The following is a 19473-nucleotide window of genomic DNA, read 5'->3' as shown; positions in this document are numbered from 1 at the left end:
CATTCGAATAACCACATAATAGTTTCGAATAGTGATATTGGGTCCATTTCCATACTCGTTCGAAATGTGTTACCTCGTCCGTCAATCTGTACTGGTATACCTGCACTTTCCTCTCAAGCTCAAGCGTCATCGTCAGATATAAAAAAACCGGAGCAAAAAAGCTCCGGTTTTCAATCTATTGGGCAGTTGTTACATGCAACTACTTACGGCGCCATGTCGTGCCCTGAGGACCATCTTCAAGGATGATATCCATTGCCAAGAGCTTGTCACGGGCCTCATCGGCTGCCGCCCAGTCTTTAGCTGCACGCGCATCAAGGCGCTGTTGGATAAGCGCTTCGATTTCAGCAACGTCATCACTTTCACCGGCACCACCCTGTAGGAAGGCTTCAGGCTCCTGCGCCAACAGGCCAAGAACATCAGCCAGCTCACGCATACGTGCGCCCAGCGCCGATGCCGCAGCGAGATCATCTGATTTCAGGCGATTAATTTCACGTGCCATATCAAACAGTGCAGAATACGCTTCCGGCGTATTGAAATCGTCATCCATCGCTTCTTTGAAGCGAGTCACGAACTCGTCGCCACCAGCTGCTGGTGCGTCGGCATCCAGACCGCGTAGCGAGGTATACAGGCGCTCAAGGGCAGAGCGAGCCTGCTTCAGGTTATCTTCGCTATAGTTCAGCTGGCTGCGGTAGTGACCGGACATCAGGAAGTAACGTACAGTTTCGGCATCGAAATAACCCAGTACGTCACGGATGGTAAAGAAGTTACCCAGAGACTTGGACATCTTCTCGCGATCAACCATTACCATGCCACTGTGCATCCAGGTATTCACATACTGTGAGCCTGTTGCACAGCATGACTGAGCAATCTCATTTTCATGGTGCGGGAACTGCAGATCAGAACCGCCACCGTGGATATCAAAGTGATCACCCAGGATCGCCGAGTTCATTGCCGAACATTCAATATGCCAGCCCGGACGACCTGCGCCCCATGGCGATTCCCACGTCGGCTCACCCGGCTTGGACATTTTCCACAACACAAAATCCAGCGGGCTACGCTTGGCCGTTTCGATATCAACGCGGGCACCGGCCTGCAGCTGCTCAAGATCCTGCTTGGACAGCTTGCCGTATTCGTCAAACTTGCTGACTTCAAACATCACATCGCCATTGTCAGCGACGTAGGCAAAACCACGTTCGATCAGGCGCTCACACATGGCAATAATTTCAGCGATGTAGTCCGTAGCACGAGGTTCAATATCCGGGCGCTTCATGCCCAGCGCATCGAAGTCGGCGTGCATTTCACCGATCAGGCGCTCGGTCAGCGAATCACAGCTTTCGCCATTTTCTGCCGCACGCTTAATGATCTTGTCGTCGATATCGGTGATATTACGTACAAAGGTCAGATCATAACCGGAATAGCGCAGGTAGCGCGAAACCACGTCGAACGACACGAAAGTACGGCCATGACCGATGTGACACAAATCGTAAATGGTAACCCCACAGACGTACATGCCTACTTTACCAGGCTGGATGGGTGTAAATTCCTCTTTCTGTCTAGTGAGCGAGTTATAGATCTTTAACATGTCTCGTAGTTACTCATTTTATGGGGTTACTTTAAGAGGAGTAATTACACCTCTAATAACTAATGAAGGCAAGGAAAAATACGCTCAGGACGCGGTTTATACCGGCCTGGGAGAGAAAACAACCACTGTGCCGGAAAGTCCGCAATCGCAGGGTAATTGATTTCCCGCTTTCATCACGGTTCACCTATAGTTATACCAATATGGTTACTTATTGGTTTGGCATGAAATTCGGTGAAATAATCATCTTATTTCACCATAGACTGAGAATGATGAGAGATCATGTTGACGCCTTTCCTTAGTAATATAAAATCCGGTATTTAAAGCAATAAACATCCATTAAAGGACAAGCTCATGGTAACGCTTCACACTACTTTTGGTGACATCAAGATTCAGCTAAACACAGAAAAAGCGCCTGAAACGTGTGCAAACTTCCTGCAATACTGCCGTGACGGTTTCTACAGCGATACACTATTTCACCGTGTTATCGATGGTTTCATGATCCAGGGCGGCGGCATGGCTTCTGGCATGGTAGAGAAAGAAACTCGCGCGCCAATCAAAAATGAAGCGAACAACGGCCTAAGCAACAAAGTTGGTACGCTGGCAATGGCGCGTACTATGGAGCCGCACTCTGCAAGCTCTCAGTTCTTCATCAACGTAAACGACAACAAGTTCCTGGACTTCAAATCAGAAACACCTGACGGCTGGGGCTACTGTGTATTTGCAGAAGTTGTTGAAGGCATGGACGTTGTCAACAAGATCAAAGCGGTTTCTACCGGTAACTGGGGCTATGTGCACCAGGACGTACCTGTTGAAGAAGTGGTCATCAACAGCGTCACTATCGAAGAGTAATCCATACTCTCAGGGTGGCCTTATGGCCGCCCTCCCTTCCTTATGACAACACTGTTTATTTCTGATCTGCACCTCAGTGCCGAGCGTACCGATATCACCGACTGTTTTCTTACTTTCATGAAAGAAGAAACCACGGGGATCGATGCCCTGTACGTGTTGGGTGATCTCTTCGAAATGTGGATTGGCGATGATGACGACTCTCCCTTCCACCAGCAAATCAAGTCAGCCTTCCGGCAACTGACAGACTCGGGAGTCCCCTGCTACTTCATTCACGGTAACCGTGATTTTCTGGTCGGGAAACGATTTAGCCGGGAAACCGGGGTCCAGCTACTGCCGGAACATAGTGTGATCGACTTGTATGGTACGCCGACGTTGATCCTCCATGGCGATACACTGTGCACCCTGGACGAAGAGTATCAACGCTACCGGAAAAAAGTACATAACCGATTCATTCAATGGTTGTTCTTCCGCTTGCCGTTGTCCTATCGACAGAAAATCGGTAACAAGATGCGCAGTAACAGCAGCATGACGAACCAGGAAAAAGCGCAGGATGTCATGGATGTCACCCCGGATGAGGTGGAAAAAATCATGGCACAGTACCAGGTAACGGCAATGATCCACGGCCATACCCATCGCCCGGCAATTCATCACCTGAATGTCGACAGCCTGCCTGCATCGAGAACGGTACTGGGTGACTGGTATGATCATGGCTCGGTACTGGTCTGCACACCTGACGGCTGCCAGTTGGAAACGCGCGACTTTACCCTGTCGTCCTGACCGCTAGCGGTTCAGCCAGGCCGCTCGCCTCTTGCTCATTACTTACTAGCTCATCACTCAAAAGGTACGCCATGCGTACCTTTTTTATTGTGATGACGACTGATTCTAATGGCTAGGACAGCGATTGTGCAGAGCTTAGCTTCGCACGTTCACCCGCCCAGGAGCGGTACATCGAGAACGAGGTGTAGAGTACAACGCCAATTACCAGCCAGGCCAACAGCTGCAGATTTAACGACTTAACCAGGTATGCCGCAATCACCACCCCTATCGGTCCGGTAATTGCTACCACCAAGGCCGCCCGGCTGTTAATACGATTCATCCGGATAAAACTGCCAGCCGAGAAAAACGTCAAGAATGCACAGGAACACATCATGATTGGGAAGGCTGCCAGCGGGTGCATACCCAACAGGTACACCATCGTCATACACGGCGCATACAAGCCAATTCCCACCGTCATCAGCGCCCCGAACAAGAAGTTACCGGCAATGGCAACCCCCAGCTTCCAGCCGCTCAGCCCGAGGGCTAATCCGCCAAGCGGGAACAACTCCAGTTGACCGGCGAGCATCAGGGTGGCAACCACCAGCAACGCCGCACTCATCGCCAACCGTATCAGCTGGCGATCCCAGCCGGATACCAGCCGAGCGCCAACCGTCGCCCCAAGACAGGCAGCCAGGACCAGGCTCACCATGGTGACTTCGTCAACATCAACCGCAGTTAAAAAGATCAGTGACTGAGCAACCGTCGCTACCACAGCCTGACTGTTCAGGGTACCGGGCAGGAGCTTGTCATCAACGAGCTTGAATTGTTTATACCCGGCCGTTTTAATTGCAAAGCTACCCACTCCGAGGGTATCGCAAAAATTGGCAAAGCCGCCAATAAGGCCAATCGGAAAAATCTTAGTTTGCGCTTCCTGCTTACGATTTTTGCGCCACGCATTTAGCAGCATGACAACAAAAATGCCTCCACCTACAAGCAATCCAGCTTGTATGACTGTAAAGACCGTCATATTTTGCACAAAATTTTCTCAAAAGGGACTATATTGTGGATTAACTTAGTGATTAATTCTATGCTACTGGTCACAGACGTGATTTGCTATTGGATGCACTCTGTGAAACCATCATCATTTATAGTATTTTGTCTTTAAGGCAGCCTGATAAAGCGTTTTATCGCCTGCCAAGCAAACTCTGGTGCCGGACGGCTCATTAATTACAATATCAATAGATTACGTCAGATTTCATGCACTCATATCTTGCTCGACAACCTGTTTTAAACAGAGACAAAGCAACCGTTGGTTACGAGTTGCTGTTCCGTGATGGCCCTAATAATTGTTTTCCGGATGTTGGTGACGAACATGCTACCAATCGTTTGTTAGCTGATAATTTCTTTACCTCGGGGGCAATAGAAGCGACGTCGGGGAAAAAAGCCTTCGTCAATTTTCCCTATACCAGCCTCATTCAGCGCACCCCGCTGATGTTCCCTAAGAAAAGCTTTGTCATCGAGATCCTTGAAACCTGCGATCCCAGTGACGAATTACTCGAAGCGGTGATCGAGCTCAACAGCAAAGGCTATACCCTTGCACTTGATGACTTCGTTCCCAGTGCCGAGTGGAAGCGTTTCCTGCCGTATATCCATATCATCAAATTTGATATTCGCACGGTACCTATTGCCAAGGCCCGCTTCTTTATCCGCCACCATAAGGACAAGACGAACAAGATCCTGTTTCTGGCCGAGAAAGTAGAAACGCACGACGAGTTTACCGAAGCCTGCGAGGCGGGTTTTGACCTTTTCCAGGGCTTTTTCTTCAGCAAGCCGGAAATGTTGCAGCGAAAGACTCTCACGCCCTGTGCATTGACCACGCTGCGCCTGTACAAGGAGATTACCCTTTCCGACGTCGACTTTGGCACCATCGAAAGCATCATCGCCACCGATGTCTCGCTGTCATACAAGCTGCTACGCCATGTCAACAACCTGACATACACCCGGGCTAAACCGATCTCCTCGTTCAAACAGGCGCTGGTCTATCTCGGTGAAGAGCGCCTGAGACGATTTGTTACCTTCGTGGCCACTGCCCATGCCACCGAAAAAAAACCGCAGTCACTCTATAGCCTGTCGCTGCAGCGAGCCCATTTTTGTGAGCGCCTAAGTAATCTGGCAGCAACCGACATCATCGGGAATCAGGCCTTCCTGACCGGACTGTTCTCGCTCTTGGACTCCCTGCTCGACCAGCCGATAGAAGAGGTGATCACCCTGCTTCCTCTGGATAAGCAAGTCCAGCAGGCACTGGTGCACCAAACCGGTCCGCTGGGGCATATTCTCAAGTTAATTACAGCGTATGACAAAGCCGAGTGGGAAGCCGTTAGCCTGCTGAGCAAACAACTCCAAATCAATGAATCAGACGTTGCAGAACTGTATCTGGAGTCTTTAAAATGGTCTTCTTATTTTGAACATACAGCGACTGATTAATCCATGTCTACGCCAGACCAGCAATGCCCGTGCGGTAGCAAGAAAACACAGATAACTTGCTGCCAGCCCATCCATCAACAGCCATCACGAGCCCAGCACCCGGAGCAGTTAATGCGTGCCAGGTACAGTGCGCATGTCCTTGGCCTTGTTGACTTTGTCGTTGCCACCTACCACCCAAGCTGCGAGGCAGAGCAATACCGCGAGGCCATTGCCGAATCAGTACATTCTCACTGGCTGGGCCTGGAAGTTATCAGTAGCGAAGTTGCCGAAAACGGTGAAGGGTATGTTGAATTCAAGGCCTATTACCAAGAAGGCGACGATGAATTTTGCCTACAAGAAAAATCACGCTTCCTGCGCGAGCCTGTCGGCGAGGAAAGCCAGTGGTTTTATATCGACGGGGAATACCCGCAACTGGCAGAAGAACAGCCAATTGAAACACCGACACCGGCCATCAGCGATAAAGTCGGTCGTAATGACCCATGCCCGTGCGGTAGCGGCAAAAAATTCAAAAAGTGCTGCGGCTAACCGGTAAGCCTGTCCGAAGCCCGAATTATCGGGCTTTTTTCCCCTTCCAACCCTGCTTTTCCCATTCACTCTATTACCCAACTGACGATTTCCACATTCACTGTTGTCTGATCAGCTTCTACGAATTAGTGTTACGATTCTCAGTAACAGTTTGATCAGGGTCACAATCTGTCTAACAACACAGACACAACGAACAAAAAACACTCAATTTCAACCCCTCATTGTCGATAAATTGACCACAACTCTTTAAAGAAATGAGGCAATGACATGATAAACCCCAACAACAATCTGCCGTTGAACGCTCATAAACAGCTAAAGAAAGTCACCCAGGCATCCCTGATTGATGAACGCAAACAAAAAGTCGAAGCCAAAAGCGAAGACAACAAGCAGGATCCCCCCAGGGAGCAATCCAAAAAGCGCCCGCCCAAAGGTCTGCTTGATATTTATGTTTAACTTTTATGCCTACCATTAGCGGCAAATGTTAAATATTTCACTTTATTAATCATCAGTTCAGGGCCATCCATTCGATAACTCACTGGCCCTGAGCCTTTTTCACCTGTTTTATTTACCTTTTTTTAATAAATCAATATTTCGGTAAAAATACTGTTGCAAAATCAAATTAGCTTGGTTAGTGTGAATAGCAAGCAACGAGTTAATAACGATTTAAACAGAGTACATAATTATGCGTATCCCAATGGTAAACCTACATCACCATCATCATCCTGACTAGTCTTTCGGGAGGATACGCCTCACTCTGGAAGACGGACAAAAACTCTTCCAGCGGTCATTAGAAATAACAGAATTCAGACCCTCGGAAGAACTCACTTCCGAGGGTTTTTTCGTTTTCAGGCTTTAAGAATAATCGATACAGGGAACACAACGATGCAGACTCAACGACTACGAATCGCAATTCAAAAGAAAGGACGCCTGAGCAAAGAGTGCCAGGATCTGTTCAAACGCTGCGGCATTAAATTCAACCTGATGGGTGAGCGCCTGGTCGTACACGCCGAAAACATGCCTATCGACCTGTTGCTGGTACGCGATGATGATATCCCGGGCCTGATCATGGATGGCGTGGTCGATTTGGGTGTCATCGGTGAAAACGAGCTTGAGGAAGTCGGTCTTGAACGTGCCGCCCTTAACGAGCCATGCGATTACACCAAACTGCGCCGCCTTGATTTTGGTGGTTGCCGCCTGTCTATTGCCATCGACAAAGACGAGCAATATACCGGCCCGCAAGACTTGCATGGCAAGCGTATTGCCACCACCTACCCGCAGCTGGTCAAGCGCTATATGGATGAGCAGGGTGTCGAGTTCAGCCCGTGTATGCTAAACGGTTCAGTCGAAGTCGCACCTCGAGCAGGCCTGGCAGATGCTATCTGTGATCTGGTATCAACCGGCGCGACCCTCGAGGCCAACGGCCTGAAGGAAGTCGAAGTTATTCTGCGCTCCAAGGCGGTTCTGATCCAGCGTACGGGTGAATTCAGCGAAGACAAGCAGGCGCTCATCGAGCGTATTCTTACCCGTATGCAGGGCGTTATCCAGGCCAAAGAGTCGAAGTACATCATGCTACACGCCCCGACGGATCGTCTGGACCAAATCACGGCACTGCTGCCAGGCGCCGAAGACCCGACCGTGCTGCCGCTTGCTGCTGATAAGAGCCGTGTTGCCATCCATCTTGTCAGCTCAGAGAACCTGTTCTGGGAAACCATGGAACAGCTTAAAGAGCTTGGCGCAAGCTCAATCCTTGTCCTGCCAATTGAAAAGATGATGGAGTAAGCCATGAAGACGGTTGTGTGGCAATCTTTAAGCGATAACCAGCAGGAATCCCTGCTCCAGCGTCCGGCGATCACCGAAGGGGCCAATATCACGGCGATCGTCTCTGAGGTGATTGCAGATGTCCGTCAACGCGGTGACGATGCCCTGTTGGAGCTGACAGAGAAGTTCGACAAGATTCGTCCGGAATCAATCAAAGTCAGCAACCTGGAAGTGGAAGCCGCGGCAGATCGCCTTGGTGACGAAATGAAACAGGCCCTCAAGCAGGCCTATGACAACATCGCAACTTTCCACAAAGCGCAACAGCAACAAACTTTGCGGGTAGAGACCCAGCCAGGCGTTGTGTGCGAGCAGGTAACGCGCCCTATTAACACTGTCGGTCTGTATATTCCCGGCGGCAGTGCGCCGCTACCGTCCACAGTCCTGATGCTCGGTGTGCCAGCGCAAATTGCCGGTTGCCGCCAGGCAGTTCTGTGCTCGCCACCGCCTATCGCCGATGAAATTCTGTACGTGGCCAAGCTGTGCGGAATTAGCGAAATATACAATGTCGGCGGAGCCCAGGCTGTCGCTGCGATGGCCTACGGCACAGAGTCGGTTATCAAAGTGGATAAAATCTTCGGTCCGGGTAATGCCTTTGTTACCGAGGCCAAGCGTCAGGTCAGCAACGACTTCCGCGGCTCGGCAATCGATATGCCTGCCGGCCCTTCTGAGGTGCTGGTGATTGCCGACGAAACGGCAGACCCGGATTTCATTGCCGCTGATTTGCTCAGCCAGGCCGAACACGGTCCTGATTCCCAGGTTGTACTGGTTACTCCGGAGCCAAGTATCGCCGATCGCGTTGCCGATGCTATCCAGAAGCAGCTGGCCGAACTGCCACGGGCCGAGATTGCCCGCCAGGCACTCGGATCAAGTCTGCTGATTGTGGCCGACAGCCTGACCCAGTGTATTGCTATCTCGAACCACTACGGTCCCGAGCACCTGATTGTCCAGACTCGGAACCCGCGTGAGCTGGTGCCACTGTTAGACAATGCGGGCTCCATCTTCCTCGGCGACTGGTCACCGGAATCTGTCGGAGACTATGCCTCGGGAACCAACCACGTATTGCCGACATACGGCTATACTCGAACCTATTCCAGCCTGGGACTGGCCGACTTCACCAAGCGCATGACCGTACAAGAGCTCAGTGCCGACGGCCTGCAGCAGCTGGCACCGACAGTGGTGACAATCGCCGAAGCGGAAGGCCTCGATGCCCACAAACGTGCCGTCACGATCAGGGTCGAGAAACTACAGGCGCAGCAAGCCGCCCAGACAGCAGCAAAGGAAGCATAGGTATGACAGTTTCAAAGCTAGCGAGAAAAACAGTCCGGGAGCTGACACCCTATCAGTCAGCCCGCCGCCTCGGTGGCAGCGGTGATATCTGGCTCAATGCCAACGAGTCTCCCTTCGCCAATGAATACAACATCAAGTGTGATCGCCTCAATCGCTACAGTACCTGCCAGCCAGAAGAGCTGATCCAGGCCTATGCCGACTACGCGGGAATAAAGAAAGAGCAGGTGCTCACTTCCCGTGGGGCAGACGAAGGCATCGAGTTGCTGATCCGTGCCTTCTGCGAACCGAATCAGGATAGCATTCTATACTGCCCGCCGACCTATGGTATGTATGCGATCAGTGCCGAGACATTTGATGTCAGCGCCAAAACGGTCCCGCTGACCGCTGACTGGCAGCTGGATCTCGCCTCCATCCGCGACAACCTCGACGGTGTAAAACTGATTTTTGTCTGCAGCCCGAACAACCCGACCGGCAACTTGCTTGACCGTCAGGATATTGAAGCGCTGCTTGATATGGCGGCAGATAATGCGCTGGTTGTGGTCGACGAAGCCTACATTGATTTCTGCCCGGAAGCCTCCACGGTCGATTTACTGGATCGCTACCCGAACCTGGTCATCCTGCGTACCCTGTCAAAAGCCTTTGCACTGGCTGGTCTACGATGCGGATTTACACTGGCCAATCCGGAAATTATCGAGCTACTGCTCAAAGTCATTGCCCCCTACCCGGTCCCGGTTCCTGTCACTGACATTGCCGTACAGGCCCTCTCACCTGCCGGGCTGGCAAAGACCAAGTTCCAGGTGCTCGATCTCAACGCCAACCGCGCCTATCTACAGGCCGGATTGGGCATGCTCGAAGGTGTCACTGTCTTCGACGGTTATGGCAACTACCTGCTGGTGAAATTCCCGGATGCAGACGCCCTGTTCGCAGCCTTGTGGGACCACGGCATTATTTTGCGTCGCTCCCCGATTGAAAACTGTATTCGCATCAGTATCGGCAACCGCGATGAATGTGAAAAGACGCTGGCATTTATCCGCGAGCAGCTGACCCAGAATTAAGCATTAAAGGAAGAACATTGTGAGCAAGGAAAAGATTCTATTTATTGATCGCGACGGCACCCTGATTGTCGAGCCACCCGAAGATTTTCAGGTTGACCGCCTGGATAAGCTCAAGCTTGAGCCCTTCGTGATCCCGGCACTGCTTCAGCTTCAGGATGCAGGTTATAAACTTGTCATGGTAACCAACCAGGACGGCCTGGGCACAGACAGCTACCCGCAGCAAGACTTCGATGCGCCACACAACATGATGATGGAAATCTTCGAGTCACAGGGCGTCAAGTTCGATGATGTCCTGATCTGCCCGCACTTCGACGAAGACAACTGCAGCTGCCGCAAGCCTAAATTGGGGCTTGTTAAGGGGTACCTGCAGCAAGGTCGAGTGGACTTCGCCACCTCGGCAGTTATCGGCGATCGCCAGACCGATCTGCAACTTGCCGAGAATATGGCCATTCGCGGGATCCAGTACAACCCCGAGACGATGAGTTGGCAACAGATCGTTAAGGATCTGACTACCAATCCAAGGATCGCCGAGGTGGTACGTACCACCAAGGAAACCGATATCCGGGTCAAAGTTAACCTTGATGAGACTGGCGGCAACAAGATCGAAACCGGCCTTGGCTTCTTCGATCACATGCTGGATCAAATTGCCACCCACGGCGGTTTCCGCATGGAGCTGACCGTCAAGGGAGACTTGCACATTGATGACCACCACAGTGTCGAAGATACCGCACTGGCGCTCGGACAAGCATTGAAAGATGCCTTGGGAGACAAACGCGGAATTGGCCGTTTTGGCTTCAGCCTGCCAATGGATGAATGCCTGGCACAATGTGCGCTGGATCTGTCCGGCCGCCCGTTCCTAAAATTCGATGCCGATTTCGGTCGCGAGCAAGTGGGTGATCTATCGACAGAGATGGTGTCGCACTTCTTCCGTTCACTCACCGATACCCTGGCCTGTACCCTGCACCTGTCTTCGACGGGTGAGAACGATCACCACATCGTTGAGAGCCTGTTCAAGGCGTTTGGCCGTACATTACGCCAGGCTATCCGGGTAGAAGGGACCGAACTACCGAGCAGTAAAGGAGTACTGTAATGGCCAGCGAGAACCAGAAAGTCGTCATTATTGATACAGGCTGCGCCAATGTCTCATCGGTCCGGTTTGCCATCGAGCGCCTTGGCTACACCGTCACCGTCAGCAAGGAGCCAAGCATTGTACTGGCCGCCGACAAGCTGTTCTTACCGGGCGTCGGCACCGCCAGCGAGGCAATGAACAACCTCGAACAACGTGACTTAGTCGAGCTTGTCAAACAGGTCGACAAGCCCTTGCTGGGCATTTGTCTCGGCATGCAGCTACTGGGCGCCTTCTCTGAGGAGCAGGGCCAGAGCGGCACCGAGCTCGTCCCGTGTCTTGCACTGTGTGATGCCCCGATTAAAAAGCTGGAAACCGGCTCGCTGCCGCTGCCGCACATGGGCTGGAATACTGTTTCTCCTGCGGAAGGACACCCGCTGTTTAAGGACATTCCAGCCGGTAGCTATTTCTATTTTGTTCACAGCTATGCGATGCCGGTTTCAGCCGAAGAAGTAGAACAAAGCGGCTATACTATCGCCCGCTGTGAATATGGGCAGCCTTTTACGGCAGCAGTGCAGAGCGGGAACTACTACGGGGTACAGTTTCACCCCGAGCGCTCCAGCAAAGCCGGTGCCCAGCTCATTAAAAACTTTTTAGAGATGTGACTTGTTAACTCAGCGAGCTAAAACACATCAAAAGGACTTAGGATGATTATTCCCGCACTTGATTTAATTAACGGCCAGGTTGTTCGCCTTTTTCAGGGCGACTACGGCCAAGTCACAGAATACAAAGTCGACCCTGCCGAACAATTCAAGCTTTATAACCAGGCCGGGGCCGACTGGCTGCACCTGGTTGATCTAACCGGGGCCAAAGACACCTCGGCGCGTCAGCTGGAACTGATCAGCCAGTTGCTCGCCAGTACCCCTGCCAACATTCAGATTGGCGGCGGAGTAAGAACCGAAAAGGACGTCGCTGATCTGCTGGCAGCCGGTGCCCAGCGAGTGGTTATTGGTTCGACAGCGGTAAAACAGCCGGAGCTGGTCAAAGGCTGGATGGAAAAATATGGCCCGGAACATATTGTTCTGGCGCTCGACGTCAACATCGACGAAGACGGCAACCGCCATGTTGCCATTTCGGGCTGGCAGGAAGACTCAGGGGTCAGTATCGAAGCCCTGCTGGATGACTTCCTCACCGTCGGCCTCAAGCATGTACTGTGTACCGATATCTCCCGTGACGGCACACTGGCCGGGTCAAATGTCGAACTCTATGTCGATCTTTGTGCCCAGTATCCGCAGGTGCAGTTCCAGTCTTCGGGCGGCATCGGCGGCCTGAAAGATATCGAAGCCCTCAAGGGAAGTGGTGTGGCGGGCGTGATTGTCGGTCGTGCACTACTCGACGGAAAGTTCAGCGCTGAAGAAGCTTTTCAGTGCTGGAACAGCTAACAGACAAGGAGTAACAGTATGCTAGCAAGACGAATCATTCCTTGTTTAGACGTCCGTGACGGACAGGTGGTAAAGGGCGTTCAGTTCCGGAATCACGAAATCATCGGTGACATTGTACCGCTTGCCAAGCGCTACGCCGAAGAAGGGGCTGACGAGCTGGTGTTCTATGATATCACCGCCTCAAGCGACGGCCGGGTGGTCGACAAAAGCTGGGTAGCCCGGGTAGCCGAGGTTATCGACATCCCGTTTTGTGTCGCCGGCGGTATTAAGTCAGCAGAAGATGCCAGCCGCATCCTGCAATTTGGCGCCGATAAAGTCTCTATCAACTCACCGGCTCTGGCCAACCCGGCGCTAATCACCGAACTGGCCGATAAGTTTGGCGTGCAGTGCATCGTTGTCGGCATTGACTCCTACTTCGATGCCGATACCGGCAAATATCAGGTGTACCAGTTTACCGGTGACGAGGCGCGTACCAAGGCGACCCAGTGGGAAACGCGCGACTGGGTACAGGAGGTGCAGCGACGCGGTGCCGGCGAGATTGTCCTGAACATGATGAACCAGGACGGCGTTCGCAACGGCTATGATCTGACTCAGCTTAATATGGTGCGTGAAGTGTGCCATGTCCCGCTTATCGCATCCGGCGGTGCCGGTGAAATGGTTCACTTTGCCGATGCCTTCAACCAAGCCAATGTAGACGGTGCCCTAGCCGCTTCTGTCTTCCACAAACAAGTCATCAATATCGGTGAACTTAAGCAGTATTTGAAACAACAGGACGTGGAGATCCGACTATGAGTCTAACAACAAGCATTAACTGGGAAAAAGTAGACGGACTGGTCCCCGCCATTGTTCAGGACAATACCAGCGGCCAGGTGCTGATGCTGGGCTATATGAATGACGAGGCTCTGAATAAAACCCTGGAAACCAAGCAGGTTACCTTCTGGTCACGTACCAAGAGCCGCTTGTGGACCAAGGGAGAAACCTCAGGCAACGTGCTGGAGCTAAAAAGCATCAAGCTAGACTGTGATCAGGATACCCTGCTGGTTAAGGTAAATCCTGTCGGCCCGACCTGCCACCTGGGTACCACCACCTGTTTTGACAGCGATAACGCCATCGAAGGACAGGACGAGCAACCTGCCCTGGTGTTCCTTCATCAACTTGAACAAGTTCTGGCTGCTCGTAAAGATGCCGATCCTGACTCCTCCTACACCGCCAGCCTCTACGCCCGCGGTACCAAGCGTATTTCGCAAAAAGTGGGCGAAGAAGGCGTTGAAGTCGCGCTTGCGGCAACGTCGGGTGACAAGAAGGAGCTAGTCTGCGAGTCGGCGGATCTGATCTATCACCTGATCGTCTTGCTTCAGGACCAAGGACTCTCTTTGTCTGATGTCACGGCCAAGCTGCAAGAGCGTCATAAATAAGCCGGATTTAGATAACCAAAGCCCTTCCGAACGGGTTCCGTTAGCGGCGCAGAAATAACAAAGCCTGAGTCCATGACTCAGGCTTTTTCAAATCGACTGTTTGTTTCAACAGGAATTAGCGGCCAAGCGCTTCTTTATAATGCTTGCGGCAAACAGACACATATCGGTCATTACCACCAATTTCGACCTGATCACCATCGGCTATCGCACGGCCGGTTTCATCCTGTCGGATCACCATATTGGCTTTTCGGCCACAGTGGCAAATAGTTTTCAGCTCGACCAGCTTATCGGCCCATGACAGCAAGTATTTGCTTCCCTCGAACAATTCACCACGGAAATCACTGCGCAGGCCGTAACACAAGACAGGAATATGCATTTTATCCACTACCTCGGTCAACTGATATACCTGCTCTTTGGTGAGGAACTGGCACTCATCAATTAATACACAGTCGATTTTATTCGTTGCATGAATATCCTGAAGCTTACAGTACAAATCATCCTTCGAATTAAACAGTTCAGCATCTTCCTGTAGCCCGATACGCGAACTCACCCTGCCTTTGCCGTAGCGGTCATCGATAGCAGCGGTAAAGATCACCGGAGTCATTCCACGCTCACGATAGTTAAAAGATGACTGTAATAACGTCGTTGACTTACCCGCATTCATTGCCGAGTAATAGAAATACATCTGGGCCATAAGGCTCCCCGTCCAAGCGCAAAAAAACTGCCGAAATGCTACAGAAAACGGCACCGAATTAAAAGCGTCAGCATCAATGAAAAGGTAACAAATACTAAGCGGAAGATAAGAAAAAAGCCTGCAATCACATTGCAGGCTTTTCATCAAAACAGAAGCTGGAAGTTATTAGCTTTTCATATTAGCGGCCAGCGCTGAAGGGCGACGAGACAGCCACATCAGCAGCAGACAAACCAGGATAAAGGTAATTGTTGCTGCCATGAATGCCACAGCCATCGAGCTGGTCAAACCCAGCACTAGGAAGCCGACTGTCGATACCACCGCCACGGCTACAGCATATGGTAGCTGCGTTGCAACGTGGTCAATATGGTGACAGCGTGCACCGGTTGAAGACAGAATTGTCGTATCCGAGATTGGCGAACAGTGGTCACCAAACACCGAACCGGCCAGTACTGCGCCCAGCATCGGCAACATCAGAGCAATCTCAGTCGCTCCCGCCAAGTCACCGGCGATAGGCAGCATAATACCGAATGTCCCCCAAGAGGTACCGGTCGAGAACGCCATCAGACCTGCCAGCAGGAACAGGATTGCCGGAAGTAGCATCGGGTTGATATTGCCCTGCACCAAGGTCGAGAGGTATTTACCCGTTGCCATATCGCTGATCACGCTACCGATACTCCAGGCAAACAACAAGATCAGGATGGCACCAAACATTGACTTCGCACCAATCCACATCGTACTGGTAACATCAGCCATTGGCAGACGCTGGCGCAATACTGGTACTAGCGCAGCCAGCAGACCAACAGTACCGCCGTATACCAGCGACATACCAACATCGGTATTTTCAAACGCGCCCAGAATATTAAAGGCAAGACCGTCGGCAGCCAGCGCCTGGTAACCGGTGAAGATCATAAAGAAGAAGGTCGCGAAGATCAGGGCAACAATTGGCATGATCAAATCGGATACACGGCCCTTATCGCTTTCTTCAATTTCCAGCTCGTCATTCAGATCCTTTGCCTGGCTGTCATCATCGCCGTCGTCAAAGCCATGACCATGGCTCGCCTGAAGTTCATGCTTCTTCATTGCACCGATATCCAGCTGGAACCAGGCCACAACAAATACCATTAATAGTGCAAAGACCGCATAGAAGTTCATTGGAGCAAGCTGAATAAATGCACTTAATGCTGAATATTCAGTGATGCCATGTGAAACCAGAATACCGCCAATCAGGGTAATAATATAAGCACCCCAGCTGGATGCCGGCATCAGCACACACATCGGAGCAGCCGTTGAGTCGAGAATATAGGCCAGTTTTGCACGGGACACATAAAAGCGGTCAGTTACCGGACGGGAAATCGAGCCCACTGCCAAGCTATTAAAATAGTCATCGACAAAAATGAATACACCCAGAAAAGCAGCCAGCAGCTTAGCGCCACGTTTGCTTTTAATTTTGGTCTGCGCCCACTCGGCAAACGCACGGGTACCGCCCGAGAGCGTCAATAATGCCGTCGTCATCCCCAGTAAAATAAGGAAGGCGACGATACTCATATTCCAGCTATTAATTGCTCCGTCATCAATGAAAAGTCCCTTCACTGTGGTACCGACATATCCTGCCGTTGCACCAAAGGAGAAGTCAGTCAATAACAATGAGCCGAGAAGGACACCAACGCCTAATGAAATCAAAACGCGGCGAGTTAAAATCGCTAGACCTAACGCCACCAATGGCGGTAGAAGCGAAATAGAAGAATGGGAAAAATCTACAATGTTCATGATCTCAATAACAACCGATTTTGGTTGGAGATCTACTGCTGAACACGACAATGTCGCGAGAAAAGAGCATAAGAAGAGGATGTTACCTTTTCCGACCCCACAGTAGCGCTCCATAGTTAATGTAATTATATACTATGGCAGTGTTGCCCCTATTCGGTGACAACCCCAGCAAGAAGGAGTGATAATCCTTACTTACTTCGGCATTGGCTCCTTTTGCAGATCATCATTGGAATCACCCTCCAACCTGCTACTTATAGACAATGCGCCTCTACCCTTAGTCAAGGAATGGCTAATTCTACGGGATAGCGATTCATTTGCAACAACTTCAAGTGAAAAAATTAACACGAATAGTGAATAATCTTGCTCGCATGCCGAAAAAACAACCAACTATCGAGCCTCTATATTGCCCCAATATGAAATAGCACGCACTTAATTATTCTGATCAATACCACTATTCTCTTGATTAATTGCACTAACAGCATGGGTTAGATGTTATTACAAATGAGATTATTTGAACCCAATTAGAAAAATTTCAAATAGAGAGTGGATATTTTATTTGGCATCAGGGTATTAAAAGTATTATTATTGCAATTATTGATTTGAGACTGCTATTATTATTTAAAATAGTTTTAGGCCAACAGGAAATTAAAAATGTCTGATGCAATGAAAGCGCTGTTAAACCTACGTAGCCTTCGCGCTCTTTCTCGTGAATATACTCTAGAACAACTTCAAGAAGCTCTAGAGAAACTACAAACTGTCGTTACTGAACGTGAAGAAGCTGAAGCTGAAGAACGTGCAAAAGAAAATGAACGTAACGAGAAACTGGCTCAGTACCGTGAAATGCTTCTAGCTGACGGCATCGACCCGGAAGAATTACTGGCAACACTAAGCAAAGCTCCTAAAGCAAAACGTGCTGCTCGTCCTGCTAAATATAAATTCCTTGATGAAAACGGCGAAGAAAAAACTTGGACAGGTCAAGGCCGTACACCAAGTGCACTGAAGAAAGCACTTGATGAAGGCAAATCTCTAGAAGAGTTCGAAATCAAATAAACGCTGAATATAAGCTGAACAAAAGCCTGGAATAATTCCAGGCTTTTTTGTATCTGGCCTTCGCAGACATGCCTGTCATGCCTCCCTATAAAGGGCTAGCTGCTGGGCGGAAATCAAATACCATTCATTGAATTAATAACTCTGACGATAGAACTCAGCGTGTTTTATCAAAGATAAAAAAGCCAGACATTATGTCTGGCTTTCTTTTCAACCTTATCGTATTTGATCAGCCAAGTGGCTAACAGCGAGCGCAAAATAATGTGATCGATTCCACTTTAGCAACGTCTGGTAATTTCCGTATACCAAGTATGCCCTGCCATGATTATCATCGGGTTGAATAAGCCAAGCTTTAATATCAGCCTTGGGTAGAGACTGCCCGTTTAATCTTCTGACACCTAGCTGTTGCCATTCTGCCAGAGGACGACCTTTATCCTTTTCAATACCCAGAAGTGACTCATCTATACCATTCGGTATTTTCACCTGCCGTCCCCAGGTATATTTATCATCCCAGCCTGACTTGCTCAGATAATTGGCTGCCGAGGCAAATACATCTGCCTCCGTGTTCCAAATATCAATGCGACCATCATTATTTCCATCGACCGCATAGGCTAAAAATGACGTCGGCATAAACTGAGGCTGCCCCATCGCTCCCGCCCAGGAACCTTTCATCTTCGCTGGGGTGATATGTCCGGCATCCAAAATTTCTAGCGCCGCCATCACCTGGCCACGGAAAAAAGCTTCTCGGCGCCCTTCATAAGCTAATGTAGAGAGCGCTTCAATCACATTGTAATTTCCCATCAGACGACCGAAGTTACTTTCTACGCCCCACAGGGCGACAATAAACCTTGGCTGTACGCCCAGCTGCCGACCAATTTTATCCAATGCCGTTTTGTGCTTCCGATATAACTGGTTTGCTTGCTTAACTTTCCATTCCGGAACTGCCCGGGGGATATATTCATCTAAGGTCAGCTTTTTTTCAGGCTGGTTTTTATCAGCCTTAACGGCACGCTCAGTAAATGTAATACCGTCAAAAGCAGAGTTGATTATCGACTCTGAAATTCCATTTTCCCGGGCTTCAGCTTTCAGCCCGAGTACATATTCGTCAAACCCTGCATCGGCCGCAAAGGCCGATGACGAGATCCCTAAACCTAAGGCCACCAGGGCCGACATCAATCTCTTACGCATAGTTACCCTTTTGCATCTTTTCCGACTTTGTCGGCCTTATATTTCTCAAGCAAATTCGTAACTGGCGGTGGAACCTGAAGGTAATAACCAACTGTCGCCAGAGCTTCTTTTACCTTCTCCACATCAGCCAGTGCTAATTTACGTCCATTATCAAGCTTAAGTACCATCACAAACTGCGGAGTACCAAAGGTTGCCATAAGACTCTCAGGAACATCTGAGAAGTCATCTTTAGTATTGATATATAGATATGTGTTTTCTTTCTTAGGGCTTTTGTAGATTGCACAAAACATTAAAAATAGCCTGTTCGTTAAAGCTTTCATCTCATTCAGACCGCGATTTTGCGAAATCATTCCCTCGAATAGCCAGTCTAAGACGGCACAGATGGGACGCTTGTCTGAATTTCCAACGCTAAAGCAAGGATAGCTTGCTGATATACCCTTGGGAATATAACATGCAAGTATCTATGTGATAACGAGCCTTAACGGCTAATTAAGCGAC

Annotated in this window: 20 protein-coding genes, 1 riboswitch and 1 other annotated feature; of the genes, 14 read left to right on the top strand and 6 right to left on the bottom strand. The window is 50.3% G+C overall.

Going from position 1 to position 19473, the window contains the following annotated elements:
* Positions 1-199 precede the first annotated feature (199 nt).
* Complete coding sequence (gene cysS, locus L4D19_RS08690) at positions 200-1582, bottom strand: cysteine--tRNA ligase (protein ID WP_075768346.1); 1383 nt, start codon at positions 1580-1582, stop codon at positions 200-202.
* Between the two features lie 351 nt (positions 1583-1933).
* On the opposite strand from cysS, the gene L4D19_RS08685 reads away from it, so the two are divergent.
* Complete coding sequence (locus L4D19_RS08685; protein ID WP_075768345.1) at positions 1934-2431, top strand: peptidylprolyl isomerase; 498 nt, start codon at positions 1934-1936, stop codon at positions 2429-2431.
* A 42-nt stretch (positions 2432-2473) separates the two neighbouring features.
* Complete coding sequence (gene lpxH, locus L4D19_RS08680) at positions 2474-3208, top strand: UDP-2,3-diacylglucosamine diphosphatase (protein ID WP_428452139.1); 735 nt, start codon at positions 2474-2476, stop codon at positions 3206-3208.
* A gap of 112 nt (positions 3209-3320) precedes the next feature.
* On the opposite strand, the gene L4D19_RS08675 is transcribed toward lpxH, so the two are convergent.
* A complete protein-coding gene (locus L4D19_RS08675; protein WP_160650431.1) occupies positions 3321-4214 on the bottom strand; it encodes a sulfite exporter TauE/SafE family protein in 894 nt (297 codons plus the stop codon).
* Between the two features lie 230 nt (positions 4215-4444).
* Here L4D19_RS08675 and L4D19_RS08670 point away from each other — a divergent pair, with 230 nt between their 5' ends.
* The 11 genes from L4D19_RS08670 to hisIE all read left to right on the top strand — a co-directional run bounded on the left by L4D19_RS08670 (position 4445) and on the right by hisIE (position 14279).
* Positions 4445-5671: an EAL and HDOD domain-containing protein gene (locus tag L4D19_RS08670; RefSeq protein ID WP_428452138.1), complete on the top strand. Its 1227-nt coding sequence runs from the start codon at positions 4445-4447 to the stop codon at positions 5669-5671.
* 3 nt (positions 5672-5674) lie between these two features.
* Complete coding sequence (locus tag L4D19_RS08665; RefSeq protein ID WP_428452137.1) at positions 5675-6196, top strand: YchJ family metal-binding protein; 522 nt, start codon at positions 5675-5677, stop codon at positions 6194-6196.
* Between the two features lie 267 nt (positions 6197-6463).
* A complete protein-coding gene (locus L4D19_RS08660; protein ID WP_160650436.1) occupies positions 6464-6649 on the top strand; it encodes a hypothetical protein in 186 nt (61 codons plus the stop codon).
* A 252-nt stretch (positions 6650-6901) separates the two neighbouring features.
* Positions 6902-7039: a sequence feature (His leader region), on the top strand.
* 39 nt (positions 7040-7078) lie between these two features.
* Entirely contained in the window at positions 7079-7975 is an 897-nt protein-coding gene (hisG, locus tag L4D19_RS08655; protein ID WP_428452136.1) for an ATP phosphoribosyltransferase, read from the top strand.
* Between the two features lie 3 nt (positions 7976-7978).
* Positions 7979-9301, top strand: coding sequence for a histidinol dehydrogenase (hisD, locus tag L4D19_RS08650; protein ID WP_428452135.1), 1323 nt, complete (start codon positions 7979-7981; stop codon positions 9299-9301).
* A gap of 2 nt (positions 9302-9303) precedes the next feature.
* The gene (gene hisC, locus L4D19_RS08645) at positions 9304-10356 is read left to right on the top strand and encodes a histidinol-phosphate transaminase (RefSeq protein WP_428452134.1); all 1053 of its coding nucleotides are present in this window, start codon (positions 9304-9306) and stop codon (positions 10354-10356) included.
* Between the two features lie 19 nt (positions 10357-10375).
* Positions 10376-11446, top strand: a complete 1071-nt coding sequence (gene hisB / locus L4D19_RS08640; protein ID WP_428452133.1) for a bifunctional histidinol-phosphatase/imidazoleglycerol-phosphate dehydratase HisB — start codon at positions 10376-10378, stop codon at positions 11444-11446.
* On the top strand, positions 11446-12087 hold the full coding sequence (gene hisH / locus L4D19_RS08635; RefSeq protein WP_428452132.1) for an imidazole glycerol phosphate synthase subunit HisH: 642 nt from the start codon (positions 11446-11448) through the stop codon (positions 12085-12087). The genes hisB and hisH overlap by 1 nt, the downstream gene beginning before the upstream one ends.
* A gap of 42 nt (positions 12088-12129) precedes the next feature.
* The gene (gene hisA, locus L4D19_RS08630) at positions 12130-12864 is read left to right on the top strand and encodes a 1-(5-phosphoribosyl)-5-[(5-phosphoribosylamino)methylideneamino]imidazole-4-carboxamide isomerase (RefSeq protein ID WP_428452131.1); all 735 of its coding nucleotides are present in this window, start codon (positions 12130-12132) and stop codon (positions 12862-12864) included.
* An 18-nt stretch (positions 12865-12882) separates the two neighbouring features.
* Entirely contained in the window at positions 12883-13656 is a 774-nt protein-coding gene (gene hisF / locus L4D19_RS08625) for an imidazole glycerol phosphate synthase subunit HisF (protein WP_428452130.1), read from the top strand.
* Positions 13653-14279, top strand: a complete 627-nt coding sequence (gene hisIE / locus L4D19_RS08620) for a bifunctional phosphoribosyl-AMP cyclohydrolase/phosphoribosyl-ATP diphosphatase HisIE (RefSeq protein WP_075768333.1) — start codon at positions 13653-13655, stop codon at positions 14277-14279. Before hisF ends, hisIE begins: the two co-directional genes overlap by 4 nt.
* Before the next feature lie 115 nt (positions 14280-14394).
* Here the strand turns inward: hisIE and L4D19_RS08615 are convergent, their stop codons facing one another.
* Positions 14395-14973 (bottom strand): thymidine kinase, encoded by a 579-nt coding sequence (locus L4D19_RS08615; RefSeq protein ID WP_428452129.1) that lies wholly within the window; start codon positions 14971-14973, stop codon positions 14395-14397.
* 165 nt (positions 14974-15138) lie between these two features.
* Positions 15139-16740 carry a Na+/H+ antiporter NhaC family protein gene (locus tag L4D19_RS08610; protein ID WP_428452128.1) on the bottom strand — a complete coding sequence of 534 codons (1602 nt, stop codon included), beginning with the start codon at positions 16738-16740 and terminating at the stop codon, positions 15139-15141.
* Between the two features lie 95 nt (positions 16741-16835).
* A riboswitch (Lysine riboswitch) is annotated at positions 16836-17019 on the bottom strand.
* Positions 17020-17391: 372 nt separating this feature from the next.
* Between L4D19_RS08610 and L4D19_RS08605 the strand changes: the two genes are divergently transcribed.
* Positions 17392-17790 carry an H-NS family histone-like protein gene (locus L4D19_RS08605; RefSeq protein WP_428452127.1) on the top strand — a complete coding sequence of 133 codons (399 nt, stop codon included), beginning with the start codon at positions 17392-17394 and terminating at the stop codon, positions 17788-17790.
* A 213-nt stretch (positions 17791-18003) separates the two neighbouring features.
* On the opposite strand, the gene L4D19_RS08600 is transcribed toward L4D19_RS08605, so the two are convergent.
* Positions 18004-18975 (bottom strand): lytic murein transglycosylase, encoded by a 972-nt coding sequence (locus L4D19_RS08600; RefSeq protein WP_428452126.1) that lies wholly within the window; start codon positions 18973-18975, stop codon positions 18004-18006.
* Positions 18976-18977: 2 nt separating this feature from the next.
* Positions 18978-19265 carry a YcgL domain-containing protein gene (locus L4D19_RS08595; RefSeq protein ID WP_075768328.1) on the bottom strand — a complete coding sequence of 96 codons (288 nt, stop codon included), beginning with the start codon at positions 19263-19265 and terminating at the stop codon, positions 18978-18980.
* Positions 19266-19473 lie beyond the last annotated feature (208 nt).

This window comes from Photobacterium kasasachensis (genome assembly GCF_050336885.1).
Lineage (GTDB): Bacteria > Pseudomonadota > Gammaproteobacteria > Enterobacterales > Vibrionaceae > Photobacterium > Photobacterium kasasachensis.
The sequence above is the reverse complement of the archived record's forward strand: the minus strand, read 5'-3'. Positions and strand labels throughout refer to the sequence as shown.